The sequence below is a fragment of the Sulfuricurvum sp. RIFCSPLOWO2_12_FULL_43_24 genome, assembly GCF_001829605.1.
Classification (GTDB): domain Bacteria; phylum Campylobacterota; class Campylobacteria; order Campylobacterales; family Sulfurimonadaceae; genus Sulfuricurvum.
This window is the reverse complement of sequence record NZ_MIBT01000058.1, coordinates 1-15,411: the sequence shown is the minus strand read 5'-3', so window position 1 is coordinate 15,411 and position 15,411 is coordinate 1. Positions and strand designations below refer to the sequence as shown.

Genomic DNA, 15,411 nt, shown 5'->3' with positions numbered 1-15,411 from the left:
CGCTTGGATAACATTGGAGTAATGTTATAATTTCATAAAAAACGGGTTGAGATTGAAATTATTATTGCTACTTTTACAAAGTGTCTGGTTGATTGCTTCGACACTTCATCTCAGTGCTTCTTCAAACCCTGCACGTCTAAACCCTCTTATCGCAACCGATTCGGCAAGCTCTTCAATCGCTGGATTTTTGTTTAGCTCTTTGGTGAAATATGATGAGAGCGGTCAGAAAATTATCGGTGATCTTGCGGAGTCGTACCGTTTTATTACTCCGACCCTTATTGAGTTTAAACTTCGTCAGGGGGTTAAATGGCATGACGGTAAGCCGTTGAGTGCTGCGGATGTTTTGTTTACCTACAATTTGATCAAATCCCCGACAACTATTACCCCCTATGCCTCTGATTTCAGAGTGATTAAAAATGTGAGCGTGATCGATGATTATACCCTCCGTGTAGCGTATGAGAAACCCTATTTTAAAGCGTTGGAAATATGGATGATGGGGATAGTCCCCAAACATATTTTGAGTCGTGAAAACGATATTATGGGCTCAAAATTCAACACCGCTCCGATCGGAACGGGCCCTTATGTTCTCAAAAAACTGGAATTTTCCAAACAGATCGTATTGGAAGCGAATCCTCATTATTTTGAACACCGTCCGAAGATTGATAAAATCGTTTTTCACGTTATCAACGATCCCATGACACGGTTTTTGATGCTTAAATCGGGTCAAATCGATGTGGACGGACTTGATCCGATGCAGTATGAACGACAGTTGGATAAATCGTTTCACAAACAATTCGCGACGTTGGAACTTCCTTCACACAGTTACACGTATCTGGGATTTAATCTGCGTCTGAAAAAATTTCAAGACCCTCGCGTACGAGAAGCGCTCTCTTTAGCGATTGATCGAGAGGCATTGATCGATGTTCTTTTTTTGAAACACGGTAATGTGTGTACGGGCCCTTTTCTTCCGGGAAGCAAAGGGTTTAATGATGAGGTTAAAGCTCCGAAGCGTAATTTGGCACGGGCGAAAGAACTCCTTAGCGCTGCAGGCTACAGTAGGAGAAAACCGTTGGAATTTGAAATTGCAACTTCAAATTCCAATGCGATCCGCCCGTATGCGGCTGAGATTTTACAACGGCAATTATTGGATGTCGGAGTCAAAGTGACCCTTCGCGTCATGGAGTGGCAGGCATTTTTAAATACGGTGGTAACGCCGCGAAAATTTGATTCGGTTTTGCTCGGATGGTCGCTCTCTCTTACCCCTGATCCTTATGCGCTATGGCATTCCCAGAGCGATGTTCCGGGGGGATTTAATCTGGTCGGATATCATTCGGTGCGTACCGACAAACTGATAGAGCAGATGGAAAACTCAACGGAGCCTGAACAAATTGCCTCCTTGCAGCGTCAAATCTTTGGTCAAATAGTGGGAGACAACCCGTATCTTTTTTTAGTGATCCCCAATGAGATCAATGTGTACAGCCGATCGATACGAGGGATAAAGCCAACCATTAACGGGATATGGGAAGATTATATTGATTGGGAAAAAAAATGAAAAAAATAATATTGTTTGATTTGGACGGGACATTGATCGACTCGACGGAGGCTATTTTAGAGAGTTTTTACCATTCGCTTCGAACACATAATTTGGGTTTAGAAGTTACGGAGTCGATGATTACTTCACAAATAGGACATCCCCTTGAGGTAATGTTTGCCGGTGTCGGCGTTCAAGCAGATCTGGTCGATACGCATGTAAGCACGTATAAGCTCTATTATCGGGAGATTTCATGCCAAAAAACGTTTTTGCTCCCCAACGCGATAGAAGCGATAAAAGAGGCGTCTTTATTTGCGAGACTGGGGATTGTAACGACCAAAACGGGGCGCTACTCACGTGAACTAATGGAACATTTTGAAATTATGCACTACTTCGATGTTCTGATCGGATTTGAGGATGTTGAAAACCGAAAACCCCATCCTGAACCTATTTTGAAAGCATTGCTCCAGATGGGTCATGAAAATCAAGAGGCATGGATGATCGGAGATACCTGTTTGGATATTGAATCATCTAAAAGAGCCGGTATTGAATGTGTGGCGGTAACCAGTGGATATGATAATATAGAACAATTACTCACATTAACAGATGTTATACAAAGAGATGCTCTTGAAGCGGTGCGATACATCGCTCTGCGGGGATGAAAGTAACACTTTGTCTTTGGTTTGAAAGCTCGTAAATGGTGAAAAGCTACATTTAAGAGCAACTTTCATAGAATACGTGTACTGATTAAAATTAAACTTAAGAACTTAAGTCAGAGGGAGAATTCATGCTAGAAATTCGATGGCATAGTCGTGCCGGACAAGGCGCTGTAACCGGTGCCAAAGGTTTGGCCGATGTTGTATCTACCACCGGTAAGCATGTTCAAGCATTTGCATTTTACGGTTCCGCTAAACGTGGAGCTGCTATGACCGCCTATAACCGTGTTGATGATAAAGTCATTATGAACCATGAAAAATTCATGAGTCCTGATTATGTTTTGGTCATTGACCCTGCACTTGTGTACGTGGCCGATATTACAGCAAATGAAAAAGCGAATACAGTCTATATCATTACAACCCATATGAGTACGGAAGAGTTAATCGCGTCACAGCCTAAACTTGCGGGTAAAAGTGTTTACACCGTAGACTGTATCAAAATCTCACAAGAGACAATCGGAAAAGCGATCCCTAATACACCGATGCTAGGTGCGTTGATGAAAGTATCGGGAATGTATGAGATGGATTTTTTCAAAGAGAACATGATACGGGTATTGAAAAAATTACCACAAAAAATTATCGATGCTAACATGATCGCGATTCAACGCGCGTATGATGAAGTAAAGTAAGGAGCACATGATGGAAAAACAAGGATGGGATGGGTTCGAAATCGGTGCCATGCTCCGAACATTTGATGGAGCAGTTCGTGATATCGCAACAACGCTTCCTGAAAATCGCCCTTATTCACAATCAAGCTCATTTACTGCGAGCGTAGCCGATTGGCGTATTGAAAAGCCTTTGTTTAACAAAGACTACTGTATTGATTGTCAATTTTGCTGGGTTTATTGCCCGGATATGTCGATTATTTCACGTGATAAAAAAATGATCGGAATTGATTTTGATCACTGTAAAGGGTGCGGGATCTGTGTCGAAGTATGTCCGACAAACCCAAAATCACTTTTAATGTTCCCGGAACAAAAAGATGAAGAGAGTGCACTTGCACAATGGCCTAAAAAAGAGAAAAAAGCTGATACTGAAGTGAAGGAAGACTAATGGCAGATACAATCGAACTACGCGATATTGAAGTCTGGGATGGAAATATGGCAGCAAGCCAAGCGCTTCGTCAAGTACAAGTTGACGTTGTAGCTGCTTACCCGATTACCCCATCGACTCCTATTGTTGAAGGGTATGCTGGGTTCAAAGCAAACGGCTATGTTGACGGCGAATTTGTCATGACCGAATCTGAGCATGGTGCAATGTCATGTTGTATCGGTGCGGCTGCTGCAGGCGGACGTGTTGCTACGGCTACATCATCACAAGGTTTTGCGTTGATGTTGGAAACGCTTTATTCCGCATCAGGAATGCGTTTACCGATCGTTCTCAATCTTGTCAACCGTGCTATCGGTGCACCGTTGAATGTTAATGGTGACCACTCCGATATGTACATGGGGCGTGATAGCGGTTGGATTCAATTTGGTGCTTATTCTCCGCAAGAGGCATACGATTTGAACTTTATCGCTTTCAAAGTTTCCGAAGATCATGACGTTCGTTTACCGGCAATCGTTAACCAAGACGGATTTATGACATCGCACACGGCTCAAGGGGTTCACACTCTGAGCGATGAAGCGGCTTATAACTTTGTCGGCGATTACAAACCGATGAATGACATGCTGGATCTTGATCATCCGGTAACTCACGGGGTACAAACGGAAGAAGATTGGCATTTTGAGCATAAAGCACGTCAGCAACATGCTCTTATGACAGCAGTTATCCCTAAAATCGAAGCAGCATTCGACGAGTTCGAAAAATTGACCGGACGTAAATACAACATCGTTGAATCGTACAATATGGACGATGCAGAAGTAGCCGTTGTATGTATGGGAACATCGGTCGAAACAGCGCGTGAAGTTGCTCTTGAGATGCGTGCGCAACAGGGTATTAAAGCGGGTGTTATCGGTATCCGTGTATTCCGTCCTTGGCCATTAGAGCAAATTGCAGACGCATTGAAAAATGTAAAAGCAATCGGTTCATTGGATCGTTCAAGCCCGCACGGCGCAATGGGAGCTCTTTTCAATGAGCTTTCAGGTTCATTGTTCAACACTGACACCAAAGCGGTTCTTACGAACTACATCTACGGATTGGGCGGACGTGATTTGACCAAAGCACACTTAGTGAGTATCTTCCAAGATCTTAAAGCAAATGCGGATGCGGGCAAACCGACAACGCCATTGCAACAATATATCGGTCTTCGCGGACCGAAACTCTCTTTTTTCTAAGGAGCCAATGTGTCAGAAATGAAAAAAATTAAAAACCTCAAAGAGTTTTCCACTTCGGCGGATCGTTTTGAGGGTGCTAACCTTCTTTGCCCGGGCTGTGCCCACTCGATTATCGTTCGTGAAGTTTTGAACGCTACGAATGATGATTTGATTCTTGCGGCATCAACCGGATGTTTGGAAGTATGTACGGCCGTTTATCCGTATACGTCATGGGATGCTTCATGGATTCACATCGGATTTGAAAATGGCTCATCTGCGGTAGCGGGAGCTGAGGCAATGTACAAAGCGCTCAAAACAAAAGGGCGTTTGAAACAGCCGGATCGTACCCCTAAATTCGTTGCATTCGGCGGAGACGGTGCGACTTATGATATCGGTTTCCAATGGATTTCCGGGTGTTTCGAGCGTGGTCATAACATGATGTACGTTTGTTTGGATAACGAAGTGTATGCGAACACGGGTGGACAACGTTCATCTTCGACTCCGATCGGTGCATCCGCGACGACTACTCCTGCAGGACGTATCAGTTACGGTGAAAAACGTAATAAAAAAGATATGATGGCGATTATGGCGGCACACGGTGCGCCATACGTAGCTCAGGTTGCTCCGAACAAATGGAAAGATATGGTAGCTAAAATCCAAAAAGGATTTGCGGCAGAGGGCCCTGTTTATATCAATGCGATGTCAGCTTGTACAACCGAGTGGAAATTTGCACCGGAAGATACGATTTCTATCTCTGATTTGGCAACCGATTCTTTGGTTTTCCCATTGTATGAGATTATCGATGGAACTCAACTTAACATTACTTATCGTCCGAAAAATATTATTCCGGTACGTGACTATCTTGGTGCACAAGGGCGTTTTAAACACCTTTTCACTAAACAAAATGAATACCTTATCGATGAGTGGCAAACACGTATCGATGCGAAATGGGATTATCTCCAACGCCGCGAAGAGGCAAGTGTCTAATTACAATAACGCCAACGGAGCAAAGCCCCGATTGGCTACGCTAATGCTAAGTTCTCTTCAGTAGAGGACTCACGCGTAGTGAACCACGCTTTATAAACTTTCTTTCTCTTTTTTTCAACTTCATTTTCACTTTTCAATTACATTTTACCGTTATACTGGGCCATTATATTGTCAACGGAGGATAGTTGATGGCACATTACAAAATTGATGCAGTTGAAGGTATTGGTACAGTATACGGTGAAAAGTTGCGTTCATCCGGTATTAATGATACCGGTGAGTTGCTCACTGCTCTTTCAACGCCGGCTAAACGTACAGCAGTAGCCAAAGAGACGGGAATAACGGAGAAGAATATTACACGATTTGCCAATATGGTTGATTTGTTTCGGATTAAAGGGGTCGGTCCTCAGTATTCAGAATTGCTTGAAGCATCAGGTGTGGATACAACAAAAGAGTTGGCTCAACGAGTTCCATCCAATTTATTGAAAAAAATGGATGAAGTAAACAGCAGTAAAAATCTCAGTAAACGCATTCCAACGGAGAAAGAGCTTGTTCGGTGGATTGAAGAGGCAAAAAGTTTACCGCGCGTAATCGAATATTAAATTCATAGAGGTGTTCTTTTGTGGAACCCTCTTTGCTTTATCCTAATCAATAAAATATTTATTGGATTAGCTATGTATCGTATGACTTATAACCACTCCGGTGTCACCGGATGTTCCGCACGAGGTATTGCCAAACGCGAAAGTGAAAAAGAACTTCAAGAACTGGCAGAACAACTCAAAGACTCCATTTGTAATATTCGTATTGAAAAAGTGAAGGATGATATGGATCAGCATCTTCCTATGGATGTGTTCATCAATATGAAAGAACTTCGATGAACTGTTATTTCCTCGTTATTGATGCGGGGACGGGAAGTATCCGCGCTATCATTTTTGATGAGTTGGGCAATCAAATCTCTATAGCACAGTACGAGTGGGAACATATTGCAGAAGCAAATGTTACCGGATCGATGGGTTTTGATTTTATAAAGGGATGGGAACTTGCCAAGCGGTGTATCCGAGAGTCAATTGCCCAAGCAAATATCAAAGCGTCTGAAATTGTGGCAGTGTCAGCATCAAGTATGCGTGAGGGAATTGTGGTTTATGATGGCGAAAAGCGCGAACTTTGGGGTGTTGCGAATGTGGATGGACGCTCTGGTGCGGAAGTAGCCTATCTCAAAAATAGCTATCCAACATTGGAAGCGGAGCGTTATGCTATCAGCGGGCAAACCTTTGCACTCTCTGCCGCCCCGCGTCTTTTATGGTTGAAAAACAATCGCCCCTCTCTCTACGAAAAAGCCCGCTATTTTACGATGATCAGTGATTGGATCCTTTTTAAACTTAGTGGTGAATTAGCCAGTGAACCATCAAATGCCGGAACGGCAGGAGCCTTTAGCCTCCGATCACGAGATTGGGATAAGAGCGAGTTTGAACAATGTGGACTCAAAGATTTGTTTGTTCCGATACAAGAGAGCGGAGAGGTTTTAGGTCATATCAGTGCTGAGGCTTCAAGCGAAACGGGTCTAAGCCGTGACACCCTCGTGGTGATGGGGGGCGGTGATGTGCAGATCGGCACGGCGGGGCTCGGAGCTTCGTCGCTGGGCGATGCAGTCATACTTGGCGGGAGCTTTTGGCAGCAGGTGGTCAATATCCCAAGCACTGCCGTCCTCTCAGATGAGATGCTGTTACGTGTCAATCCGCATGTTGTTCGAGGGATGTCTCAGGCAGAGGGGATCACCTTTTTTACGGGGCTGGTGATGCGCTGGTTTCGCAACAGCTTCGGGTGTGGGAAAAGCTACAGCGAGCTTGAAGCAATGGCTTTGTCGGTTCCGCTTGGCTCGTACGGGATCACCCCCATCTTTAGCGATCGGATGAATTACGGAGAGTGGATACACGCTTCCCCCTCATTTATCGGATTGGGATTGGATGAGTCCAAATACAATGTTGCATCAATGTTTCGTGCATTGGAAGAGAATGCGTGTATCGTCAGTGCGATCAATTTGGAGAACATCAAAGCTTTTTGCGGCGTTTCGCCGACCTCGATTACGTTTGCCAGCGGTGCTTCCAATGGAGCATTATGGTCGCAGATACTCGCCGATGTTACCGGTTTGGCAGTAAACGTTCCGGTGGTCAAAGAAGCGACGGGATTGGGTGTGGCGATGGCGTGCGGGATTGGTGCAGGGGTCTATAAAAGCTTTGAAGAAGCGGGAAACAATATCGTCAAGATGGAACGCACCTATGAGCCGAATATGTCGAATTACGTACAGTATGGCGATATCAAAGAGAGATGGCTCAAAGTCTACTCCAAACAGATGGAGTTGGTCAAAGAGGGTGTTTTAGAGCCGATGTGGAAGGCTCCCGGAATTTAGAACGGATACGATTTTTCGTCGAGAAGGTCTAACTCTTCCGTGTATTTATCGTCCACAAACGGCTCATAGTGCGATTTATAGTACGCATAATGCTCTGTGTGTTTATGCCCCTCTAACGACTCTTCATCTGCCCACGACTCGACGGCGAAAAACTTGCGCGGATTATTCTGTGACTGGAAGATGTAATAAAAGAGGCATCCTGGCTCTTTCAGTGAGGGAGCCACCATATCCTCCAACAATTTTTTAACTGTTGTGATATGTTCCTCTTTGGCAATAAAGGTCACTTTTTTCGTAATTTTCATGGTTTTCCTTGTAGTTTTATTTTAGTCCCGTTCGCCCTGAGCTTGTCGAAGGGTAAGTTCATGGTTCGACAAGCTCACCACGAACGGTGATTATTTCTTTAATTTTGCCTGCTCTAATTCCCAGTATTCCATCTCGAACATCTGAGCCAGAGTAAGTGATCCCCATCCACCGAGCTGCTCGGCCGAGAGGATGGCGGTGATGGTGTGTTTGACGATTTCACCGATGATACGGGACTCTTTTTCATCTTTGCCGAGTACCACGATACCGACTCCTTTAACCACAGCATAGCGGGGGGCGAGATCGAGGCAGATATGTTTCGGTGAAGCGTAGGTGTCGAAGTAGCTTTGGTACTCATGGGCAAATTTGGCAATTCCTGCGGCTATATCATGGTCGATAATAGCGGGGAAGGGTTTGATGCGGATAACGTGTTCAGGGGTTAGTCCACCCCTTTTTACCAGAGCTTCGAGATTGGGGAGAATGCTAAAGAGTTGCGCACGGGGCGAATCGATAATCAGAGGAAATACCGCAGCCCCCCGAAGTTTTTCGACTTCCAATGCGACAGCTTTTGGAAGAGACGGGTCGCTTTTCCCCTCGCAATCTCCGCATGCCAATGTGACGTGTTCGGTTAGATACATTTCGGCAACGGTGACGATGTCGATCATCTTCTCATAAGCGCGTTTGGCATCATTGTTAAAGGTAAAGACGCCGTGATGCATTAAAATCATCCCCGTAAGGTTGTTCCAATCAATGTTTTTGCTTATCTCGTAGATATGTTTTGCCAGTTCAAAGCCGGGCATCACGTAATCGATGATGAGCATATTCTCCCCGTAGAGCTTTTCAACCAATGCTTTTCCATTGGGGGTATTGGTGAGGGTGACGACGGCATCGGCATGAGTGTGATCGACGAACTCATAGGGGATGATAGCGTGAAGGATCGCTTCGATGGAGGGGTTCGGGAAGCTTTGATCCTGCATCGCGGCACGTTGCTCCGCAACCATTTGGGTGTCGCTCAAGCTTTCACGAGTAGCCATTTCGAGCAGTACACTCAAATCAACGGGGGAGAATCCACCTTTTTCGATCGTATCGAGGTTCCAGCCGCTCCCTTTGACGTAGAGGGTATTATCAATCTTCACTGAGGTGTTGCCACCGCCGTGGAGGACCAGCTCTTTGTTTTGACCCAAGAGTTGCGAGGTGTAGACACGCATTGCCAAAGGATCATTTTGGTATTGCTCGGCAATGGTATCGTCAAAGAGGCTTGTCATAATTTGAGTTCCTTTTATTAGTGGGCAAATTATAGCGATGCAAGGATGAAATATGTTACTATTGCCACCATTAAAGATAAATTTTCAAGGATTATCATGCCGTTACTTGATAGCTTTACCGTTGACCACACCATTATGCCCGCTCCTGCGGTTCGCCGTGCCAAAGGGATGAAAACACCCAAAGGGGATGATATCACCGTCTTCGATCTCCGTTTTTGCCGTCCGAATGAGGCCATTTTGTCTCAAGAGGGGATTCATACTCTGGAGCATTTGTTCGCGGGATTTATGCGCGATCATCTCAATTCCGCTCAAACGGAGATCATTGATATCTCTCCGATGGGATGTCGCACCGGATTTTACATGTCTGTAATCGGGACGCCGAGTGAAGAGGTCGTTGCCGATGCGTGGGAAGCGTCGATGAAAGATATCCTCGCAGTGGAAAAACAAAGCGATATCCCTGAACTCAATATCTACCAATGCGGTACCTATACAATGCACTCATTAGAGGACGCAAAGGCGATTGCAACCGAAGTACTCCGCCGTGATATCGATATTATGGATAACGAAGCATTGAAACTTGACCTTTCCAAGGTGGAAAAATAATGTTGCTTTTGTTGCCGATGGATGGGGATGATACTCAGGAATCTGAACTTACGGGTATTTTATCGGCAAAGTTCTGGGCAACGGTCGAGGTAGAAGAGGGGCGAGTTGTAGAGATCAACTTCACTACTGACCGCAGTGAGATCGAAGGATGGCTAGACGCCGTGATCGTCACCAACAACTATGAACCCGTTATGGAGTTTATCGATAATCAGATGATGGTTCTTGTTGCTCATACTCAGCGCACTATCGATGACATCGTCGAAGCCTATCTTTTCCGCGAGTTGCACGACCTTTCATTGTGATTTTGACGCCATCGGAATGCATCCCGATTGGCTACGTTAACACTGGGTTTCCCTCAGCGGGAAGCTCACGCACGCTTGCGTGCTTTAATCCACTAAAAGTGAATTTATGATCTCCTTTTGCGATCTTTTTCAGACCTCGCCTCAGATGAAAATTCTGATCGCAACCTCTCATTCCGATGCACTGATCGATGAGGCTTGCACTTTTTTAGAACCTTTTAATGCAACCCTCGATCTCTCCCTCTATCCCGGGGAACATATGAAACACTCCTCTGCCGTTATCGGTAAAGTCGATACGATTAAAGATTTTAACTCCCCAATTCGTTCTGCTACCCGCGATTATGAGACGATCATTCTCCAAGATGTTTTGCACTTGCATTCTCTTCCTCTAAAGCTCTTACAGCTCGTCTACCGATCACTCGAAAACTCGGCAGAGGTGATTGTTATTCAAAAGTGTGGGATGATGGAGACATTGGAGGTGGAGGCTCTTTTGGAAAAATCGGAATTTCGTGCGGCGAATACAATCACTGATTTGATAGTAGGGTACGATGTGATTGTGGCGAAGAAAATGCATATGTGGGGAAATGGATTATGAACCGGTGGGTACAAAGCGAAGACGGAAGCTATACGGCATATTCTCCCGAGTATGACGAACATTACCACTCGACTAAAGACGGCGCTCTGAACGAATCGCTCAAAAAACACATCGAACCCGCTTTTGCACTGCACAGCGCGAAAGATCATCTCCGCCTCATCGACATCTGTTTCGGACTGGGATTTAATACCCTCCTCAGCCTCTATTATCGAGACACCTATTACCCCGATACGACGCTCGAAATCTACTCTCCCGAACTTGACGGCGATCTGGTCGCTTCACTAGAGGGTTTCCCCTATCCCGAAATCTTCGAACCCTATCGTAACATCATCACCGACATTGCCACACTCGGCGGCTACGAGGATGAACGGACCGTGATCACGGTTGATATTATGGATGCGCGGGTGGCAATGCGAGAACTGGATGGGGAATGGGATGTCTGCTATCAGGATGCGTTCAGCCCTTCGGTCAATCCGCTACTTTGGACACGGGAATATTTTGCCGATGTCGCGCGGCTGATGGGAGAGGATGGCGTGGTCACTACCTATTCGACCGCTCTTGCTACTCGACTGGCTCTCTATGAAAATGGGTTTATGGTTTATCTCAATTCGGGTGAGGGGTATCGCAACGCGACAATTGCATCACGTCGTGAATTAGAGCGATTTGAGAAAGTCGATATGGAACATAAAATCGCGTGTAATCCGAATACCAAAAGCTTTAGAGACGAAAGTTTGGCTCTTTGATTCGATAGTGCTCGATAAGATGGCGCAGGCGGTTTTCATTGAAGCGCCAAAAATGTTTCGGATCAAAATCGTGATGCTCGGTCATCATTTGAAACAGAGACTCTTCATCTAGATGGGAGTGGGCATTGTTACACTCCACCATAATCCGCTCCAGCAATTCTACCGATTCAGGTGTCGTATCATCATCGGCGAGAGGCTTTTGCGGGAGAAAGAGATACACTTTATAGAGGGTCAGGACAAGTCCACTGGCAAAAGCAAGTATCATTATGAGTTCAATGGTTTTCAAATACTTCTCCTTCTGCCTCGAAAGAGGCAAGCTTTAATGCCATAACGGCAAGGGTAGCCAAAGGGATTTTATTCCTTTGGCATTCTCAATAAAGTGACTGGATGTGTTCAATATCATTCCAGCTCATCCCTTGTGCTTTGGATGCGGTAAGGATATGGCGTATATAGCGGGCGAATACGTCGGTTTCGATATTGACCCGTGTCCCTTTTTTGTAAGTGCCGAAAAGAGTTTCGCGCATCGTGATCGGGATGATAGTGAGACGAAACGCGTTTGTCATAATCTCGTTGACGGTGAGACTGATTCCATCAATCGTTATGGAGCCTTTTGGGGGGATGAGAGGGATAAATTCAGCGTCGACATCGACGATGACATCGTAGCTGTTGCCGTTGTCGGTGATGGATCGGATGGTTCCGATCGTATCGATATGCCCTTGGACGATGTGCCCTTCGAATCGATCCCCCATCATCATGGCGGGTTCGATGTGTACGGAACCGTTCAGTTTTTCGGTAGCAATGTGTTTGAGGGTTTCGGGAGAGAGTTCGACGCAGAATCCATCCGATTCGATACTGACGACGGAGAGGCAGGTGCCGTTAATAGCGATCGAATCGCCGAGTTTAGGTTTGTGTACAGCTTTAAGTGAGAGGCGATTTCCGCCGAAGCTTTTTACCTGTGCCATTTCTCGAATTAAACCTGTAAACATACAACCCCTTTGTTAAAATACTATTTTACCTTCTTCTTGCAAAGAACGGATAATACTTTTCGCTTTTTCATGACCGTTGTAGGCGGCTTTGCGGCACCACTCCAGTGCCGTGTCGTGATCGGCTTCGCATCCGAAGCCCTGATCATACATCAATCCCAAATTATACTGTCCTTCGGCGAGATTCATAGTTGCGGCGCGGGAAAAACAGATAAAGGCTCTAGGGTAGTCTTGTAGTACACCATGCCCCTCTTTGTAGAGGACTCCAAGATTATTAAAGGCATGTGCATTGCCCCGTTTCGCCGCTTCTTCGTACCAAAAAGCCGCTTCGGAGAAATTTTGGGCACATCCAAGCCCGCGCTCCAGCGAGAGGGCCGTTTCATATTGAGCCTGCGGAAATTCCAGCACGGCTGCACGGAGAAGTAATTCAAAGGCTTTAAATTGATCATGAGCGACCACAACGCCATCGGCATACATCAGGGCAAGGTTATAAATTGCAGCGGGTTCATTTAGCTCTGCCGCTTGAGCATAGAGATGAAAAGATCGCTCCAGTGAACACTCAACCCCTAACCCTTTTTGGTGCATGTAGCCTAATGAAGAGAGAGCGGTAGGGTTATTCTGAAGGGCTAATGTCTCGAAAAGTTCTAACGCTTCATTATAACGTCCGGTATTAAAAGCATCAAATGCACTTTGGAGCATACAAATTCCTAGTCAATTTTTGGAGGATTATAACAAAGCGCACTTAACGGCGCACTTTTTTGTCCTCGCGCTGTTTTTCTTTAAGTTTGGTTATAACGTCTTTGAGTTCCTCTTTCTTTTTGAGAAGCTCATCGCGGATGAGGTATTCGTCTCCTCCGTCGATCTCTGGATCGTATTCGAGAGGCTCAGGATTGTAGTTTTTAAGAAGCTCTTCCAATGTTTTGGTGTTTAAGCTATCCATTTTTGTCACCCGTCATCAAAATATTTTCTTAATTGTAGGCTATTTTTCCTTTCTCTTTTTATAGGTTTCAACAAGGGAAGCTATAATTGCATTAATAATTTACGTAAAAAGAAGTAATAATGAATTATGACGTTATCGTCGTTGGCGGAGGACACGCCGGAATCGAAGCCGCACTCGCCTCGGCACGGATGGGTCAAAATACCCTGATGGTCTCTATTTTAGCGGAGCAGGTGGGGGCGACGAGCTGTAACCCAGCCATCGGCGGATTGGCAAAGGGGCATCTGGTTCGCGAACTTGATGCGCTTGGCGGAGAGATGGGACTGCTGACCGATGAAGCGGGAATCCAGTTTCGTATCCTCAATATCACCAAAGGGCCTGCCGTTCGCGGAAGCCGTGCGCAGATCGATATGGATCGCTACCGCGTTATCGCCCGTAACAAAATCCTCACTACCCCCAATATGTCGTTAATTCAAGAGACGGTTAATGCCCTCCTTATCGAAGAAGGTGCCGTGGTCGGTGTCCGTACCCATTTGCTGAATGAGTATCGAGCCAAGAAGGTGATTTTGACGACGGGAACCTTTCTCAACGGCGTCGTCCATATCGGTGAGATTACCCAAGAATCAGGACGTTTTGGAGAATTTCCGGCCAAAGGACTTACCGATTCGCTCCGCGCGGCGGGACTGAATGTCGGACGTTTAAAGACGGGGACGTGTCCTCGCGTTGACAGCTCCTCGATCGATTTTTCGGTGATGGAGATTCAAGACGGCGATGAACTTCCCAATCCGTTCAGTTTTCGCACCGACCGTGACGAATTCGCTCGGACGAAAAAACAGCTCCCGTGTTACATCGCCTATACCAACGAAGATACCCATAGTCTCATAGAGGGGAATTTTCACCGCGCACCGCTCTTTACGGGACAGATTGAGGGGGTAGGGCCACGCTACTGCCCGAGTATCGAAGATAAGATCAACCGTTTCCGTGACAAAGAGCGTCACCATCTTTTCATTGAACCTCAAAGTGCGGAAAATACCGAGTGCTACATCAACGGAATGTCCACCTCTCTCCCGCCCGATGTTCAGCGCGCTATGATTCACTCCGTTCATGGTATGGAGAAGGCAAAAATCGTCCGTTACGGCTACGCGATTGAGTACGATTACGTCGATCCGACCGAGCTGAAACATACGCTGGAGACGAAAAAAGTTAAAAATCTCTATTGCGCCGGACAGCTTAACGGAACTACCGGGTACGAAGAAGCGGCAGCTCAGGGGATGATGGCGGGGATCAATGCCTCATTATCACTACAGGGGAAAGAGCCTCTGATTTTACGCCGTGATGAAGCCTATATCGGGGTATTGATCGATGATTTGGTGACCAAAGGGACGAAAGAGCCGTACCGTATGTTCACCTCCCGCGCCGAATACCGACTCTTGCTTCGCGAAGAGACAGCGGATCTGCGTTTGGGCAGATACGGTCATGCTTTGGGGTTGATCGATGACGCGCAGATGGCGCGGATCGAGACGAAACGGACTCAAATCGCCGAAGGATTACGTCTTCTCGAAGAGACGATCTATACTCCGAACAAAGAGTTTTTGGCATTTTTGGCCTCTATTGACGAGGAACACATCACCGACAAACTCACCGCTACCCAGCTTGTCTCTCGCAAGAGTTTTGAGCTGGATAAATTAGTCAAACTGATACCGAGTTTTGCAGATTTAGATCCTTATATCCAAGAACAGATTTTGATCGAAGCGAAATACGCCCGTTACGTTGAAAAACAAAGTGACGACATC

The 15,411-nt window shown here is 45.9% G+C and carries 20 protein-coding genes; 14 read left to right on the top strand and 6 right to left on the bottom strand.

The window, feature by feature from the left end; all coding sequences use genetic code 11:
• The first annotated feature begins 52 nt into the window (after positions 1 to 52).
• From A3G19_RS05760 to lsrK, 9 genes are all read left to right on the top strand, one after another.
• Positions 53 to 1,552, top strand: a complete 1,500-nt coding sequence (locus tag A3G19_RS05760) for a peptide-binding protein (protein ID WP_041192452.1) — start codon at positions 53 to 55, stop codon at positions 1,550 to 1,552.
• Positions 1,549 to 2,193 carry an HAD family hydrolase gene (locus A3G19_RS05755; RefSeq protein WP_015654636.1) on the top strand — a complete coding sequence of 215 codons (645 nt, stop codon included), beginning with the start codon at positions 1,549 to 1,551 and terminating at the stop codon, positions 2,191 to 2,193. Before A3G19_RS05760 ends, A3G19_RS05755 begins: the two co-directional genes overlap by 4 nt.
• A gap of 125 nt (positions 2,194 to 2,318) precedes the next feature.
• Positions 2,319 to 2,876, top strand: coding sequence for a pyruvate flavodoxin oxidoreductase subunit gamma (locus A3G19_RS05750; RefSeq protein WP_294871133.1), 558 nt, complete (start codon positions 2,319 to 2,321; stop codon positions 2,874 to 2,876).
• Positions 2,877 to 2,886: 10 nt separating this feature from the next.
• Positions 2,887 to 3,300, top strand: coding sequence for a 4Fe-4S dicluster-binding protein (locus A3G19_RS05745; RefSeq protein ID WP_294871163.1), 414 nt, complete (start codon positions 2,887 to 2,889; stop codon positions 3,298 to 3,300).
• On the top strand, positions 3,300 to 4,523 hold the full coding sequence (locus A3G19_RS05740; protein ID WP_294871131.1) for a 2-oxoacid:ferredoxin oxidoreductase subunit alpha: 1,224 nt from the start codon (positions 3,300 to 3,302) through the stop codon (positions 4,521 to 4,523). The genes A3G19_RS05745 and A3G19_RS05740 overlap by 1 nt, the downstream gene beginning before the upstream one ends.
• Positions 4,524 to 4,541: 18 nt before the next feature.
• The gene (locus A3G19_RS05735) at positions 4,542 to 5,489 is read left to right on the top strand and encodes a thiamine pyrophosphate-dependent enzyme (RefSeq protein ID WP_041192764.1); all 948 of its coding nucleotides are present in this window, start codon (positions 4,542 to 4,544) and stop codon (positions 5,487 to 5,489) included.
• A 188-nt stretch (positions 5,490 to 5,677) separates the two neighbouring features.
• Positions 5,678 to 6,088, top strand: coding sequence for a DUF4332 domain-containing protein (locus A3G19_RS05730; RefSeq protein WP_015654631.1), 411 nt, complete (start codon positions 5,678 to 5,680; stop codon positions 6,086 to 6,088).
• A gap of 72 nt (positions 6,089 to 6,160) precedes the next feature.
• Positions 6,161 to 6,364, top strand: coding sequence for a hypothetical protein (locus tag A3G19_RS05725; RefSeq protein ID WP_015654630.1), 204 nt, complete (start codon positions 6,161 to 6,163; stop codon positions 6,362 to 6,364).
• Positions 6,361 to 7,893, top strand: coding sequence for an autoinducer-2 kinase (lsrK, locus tag A3G19_RS05720; protein ID WP_294871128.1), 1,533 nt, complete (start codon positions 6,361 to 6,363; stop codon positions 7,891 to 7,893). Before A3G19_RS05725 ends, lsrK begins: the two co-directional genes overlap by 4 nt.
• On the opposite strand, the gene A3G19_RS05715 is transcribed toward lsrK, so the two are convergent.
• Both A3G19_RS05715 and A3G19_RS05710 read right to left on the bottom strand, forming a co-directional pair.
• Positions 7,890 to 8,195, bottom strand: coding sequence for a putative quinol monooxygenase (locus A3G19_RS05715; RefSeq protein ID WP_015654628.1), 306 nt, complete (start codon positions 8,193 to 8,195; stop codon positions 7,890 to 7,892). The genes lsrK and A3G19_RS05715 overlap by 4 nt on opposite strands.
• Positions 8,196 to 8,285: 90 nt before the next feature.
• The gene (locus A3G19_RS05710; RefSeq protein ID WP_294871126.1) at positions 8,286 to 9,458 is read right to left on the bottom strand and encodes a class II aldolase/adducin family protein; all 1,173 of its coding nucleotides are present in this window, start codon (positions 9,456 to 9,458) and stop codon (positions 8,286 to 8,288) included.
• A gap of 96 nt (positions 9,459 to 9,554) precedes the next feature.
• On the opposite strand from A3G19_RS05710, the gene luxS reads away from it, so the two are divergent.
• The 4 genes from luxS to A3G19_RS05690 all read left to right on the top strand — a co-directional run bounded on the left by luxS (position 9,555) and on the right by A3G19_RS05690 (position 11,698).
• Entirely contained in the window at positions 9,555 to 10,061 is a 507-nt protein-coding gene (gene luxS, locus A3G19_RS05705) for an S-ribosylhomocysteine lyase (RefSeq protein ID WP_015654626.1), read from the top strand.
• Positions 10,061 to 10,363: a hypothetical protein gene (locus A3G19_RS05700; RefSeq protein ID WP_015654625.1), complete on the top strand. Its 303-nt coding sequence runs from the start codon at positions 10,061 to 10,063 to the stop codon at positions 10,361 to 10,363. The genes luxS and A3G19_RS05700 overlap by 1 nt, the downstream gene beginning before the upstream one ends.
• A gap of 106 nt (positions 10,364 to 10,469) precedes the next feature.
• Entirely contained in the window at positions 10,470 to 10,955 is a 486-nt protein-coding gene (locus tag A3G19_RS05695; RefSeq protein WP_015654624.1) for a hypothetical protein, read from the top strand.
• The gene (locus A3G19_RS05690; protein WP_015654623.1) at positions 10,952 to 11,698 is read left to right on the top strand and encodes an MnmC family methyltransferase; all 747 of its coding nucleotides are present in this window, start codon (positions 10,952 to 10,954) and stop codon (positions 11,696 to 11,698) included. Before A3G19_RS05695 ends, A3G19_RS05690 begins: the two co-directional genes overlap by 4 nt.
• Here A3G19_RS05690 and A3G19_RS05685 read toward each other — a convergent pair.
• The 4 genes from A3G19_RS05685 to A3G19_RS05670 form a co-directional block, all read right to left on the bottom strand.
• The gene (locus A3G19_RS05685; protein WP_015654622.1) at positions 11,673 to 11,984 is read right to left on the bottom strand and encodes a hypothetical protein; all 312 of its coding nucleotides are present in this window, start codon (positions 11,982 to 11,984) and stop codon (positions 11,673 to 11,675) included. The genes A3G19_RS05690 and A3G19_RS05685 overlap by 26 nt on opposite strands.
• Positions 11,985 to 12,069: 85 nt before the next feature.
• Positions 12,070 to 12,684, bottom strand: a complete 615-nt coding sequence (locus tag A3G19_RS05680; RefSeq protein WP_015654621.1) for a riboflavin synthase — start codon at positions 12,682 to 12,684, stop codon at positions 12,070 to 12,072.
• 12 nt (positions 12,685 to 12,696) lie between these two features.
• Complete coding sequence (locus A3G19_RS05675; RefSeq protein WP_015654620.1) at positions 12,697 to 13,380, bottom strand: tetratricopeptide repeat protein; 684 nt, start codon at positions 13,378 to 13,380, stop codon at positions 12,697 to 12,699.
• 43 nt (positions 13,381 to 13,423) lie between these two features.
• The gene (locus tag A3G19_RS05670) at positions 13,424 to 13,621 is read right to left on the bottom strand and encodes a hypothetical protein (RefSeq protein WP_015654619.1); all 198 of its coding nucleotides are present in this window, start codon (positions 13,619 to 13,621) and stop codon (positions 13,424 to 13,426) included.
• A gap of 119 nt (positions 13,622 to 13,740) precedes the next feature.
• Here A3G19_RS05670 and mnmG point away from each other — a divergent pair.
• Positions 13,741 to 15,411, top strand: a 1,671-nt coding sequence (mnmG, locus tag A3G19_RS05665) for a tRNA uridine-5-carboxymethylaminomethyl(34) synthesis enzyme MnmG (protein ID WP_294871123.1), incomplete at its 3' end; no start/stop codon positions are given.

What these genes read in the sequence shown, in the direction of transcription:
- A3G19_RS05710 (WP_294871126.1), bottom strand. Translation starts at nt 9,458, where the DNA reads ATGACAAGCCTCTTTGACGATACCATTGCCGAGCAATACCAAAATGAT.
- A3G19_RS05680 (WP_015654621.1), bottom strand. Translation starts at nt 12,684, where the DNA reads ATGTTTACAGGTTTAATTCGAGAAATGGCACAGGTAAAAAGCTTCGGC.
- A3G19_RS05740 (WP_294871131.1), top strand. Translation starts at nt 3,300, where the DNA reads ATGGCAGATACAATCGAACTACGCGATATTGAAGTCTGGGATGGAAAT.
- A3G19_RS05715 (WP_015654628.1), bottom strand. Translation starts at nt 8,195, where the DNA reads ATGAAAATTACGAAAAAAGTGACCTTTATTGCCAAAGAGGAACATATC.
- A3G19_RS05690 (WP_015654623.1), top strand. Translation starts at nt 10,952, where the DNA reads ATGAACCGGTGGGTACAAAGCGAAGACGGAAGCTATACGGCATATTCT.
- A3G19_RS05730 (WP_015654631.1), top strand. Translation starts at nt 5,678, where the DNA reads ATGGCACATTACAAAATTGATGCAGTTGAAGGTATTGGTACAGTATAC.
- A3G19_RS05675 (WP_015654620.1), bottom strand. Translation starts at nt 13,380, where the DNA reads ATGCTCCAAAGTGCATTTGATGCTTTTAATACCGGACGTTATAATGAA.
- A3G19_RS05700 (WP_015654625.1), top strand. Translation starts at nt 10,061, where the DNA reads ATGTTGCTTTTGTTGCCGATGGATGGGGATGATACTCAGGAATCTGAA.
- A3G19_RS05695 (WP_015654624.1), top strand. Translation starts at nt 10,470, where the DNA reads ATGATCTCCTTTTGCGATCTTTTTCAGACCTCGCCTCAGATGAAAATT.
- luxS (WP_015654626.1), top strand. Translation starts at nt 9,555, where the DNA reads ATGCCGTTACTTGATAGCTTTACCGTTGACCACACCATTATGCCCGCT.
- A3G19_RS05755 (WP_015654636.1), top strand. Translation starts at nt 1,549, where the DNA reads ATGAAAAAAATAATATTGTTTGATTTGGACGGGACATTGATCGACTCG.
- A3G19_RS05670 (WP_015654619.1), bottom strand. Translation starts at nt 13,621, where the DNA reads ATGGATAGCTTAAACACCAAAACATTGGAAGAGCTTCTTAAAAACTAC.
- A3G19_RS05725 (WP_015654630.1), top strand. Translation starts at nt 6,161, where the DNA reads ATGTATCGTATGACTTATAACCACTCCGGTGTCACCGGATGTTCCGCA.
- lsrK (WP_294871128.1), top strand. Translation starts at nt 6,361, where the DNA reads ATGAACTGTTATTTCCTCGTTATTGATGCGGGGACGGGAAGTATCCGC.
- A3G19_RS05735 (WP_041192764.1), top strand. Translation starts at nt 4,542, where the DNA reads ATGAAAAAAATTAAAAACCTCAAAGAGTTTTCCACTTCGGCGGATCGT.
- A3G19_RS05750 (WP_294871133.1), top strand. Translation starts at nt 2,319, where the DNA reads ATGCTAGAAATTCGATGGCATAGTCGTGCCGGACAAGGCGCTGTAACC.
- A3G19_RS05745 (WP_294871163.1), top strand. Translation starts at nt 2,887, where the DNA reads ATGGAAAAACAAGGATGGGATGGGTTCGAAATCGGTGCCATGCTCCGA.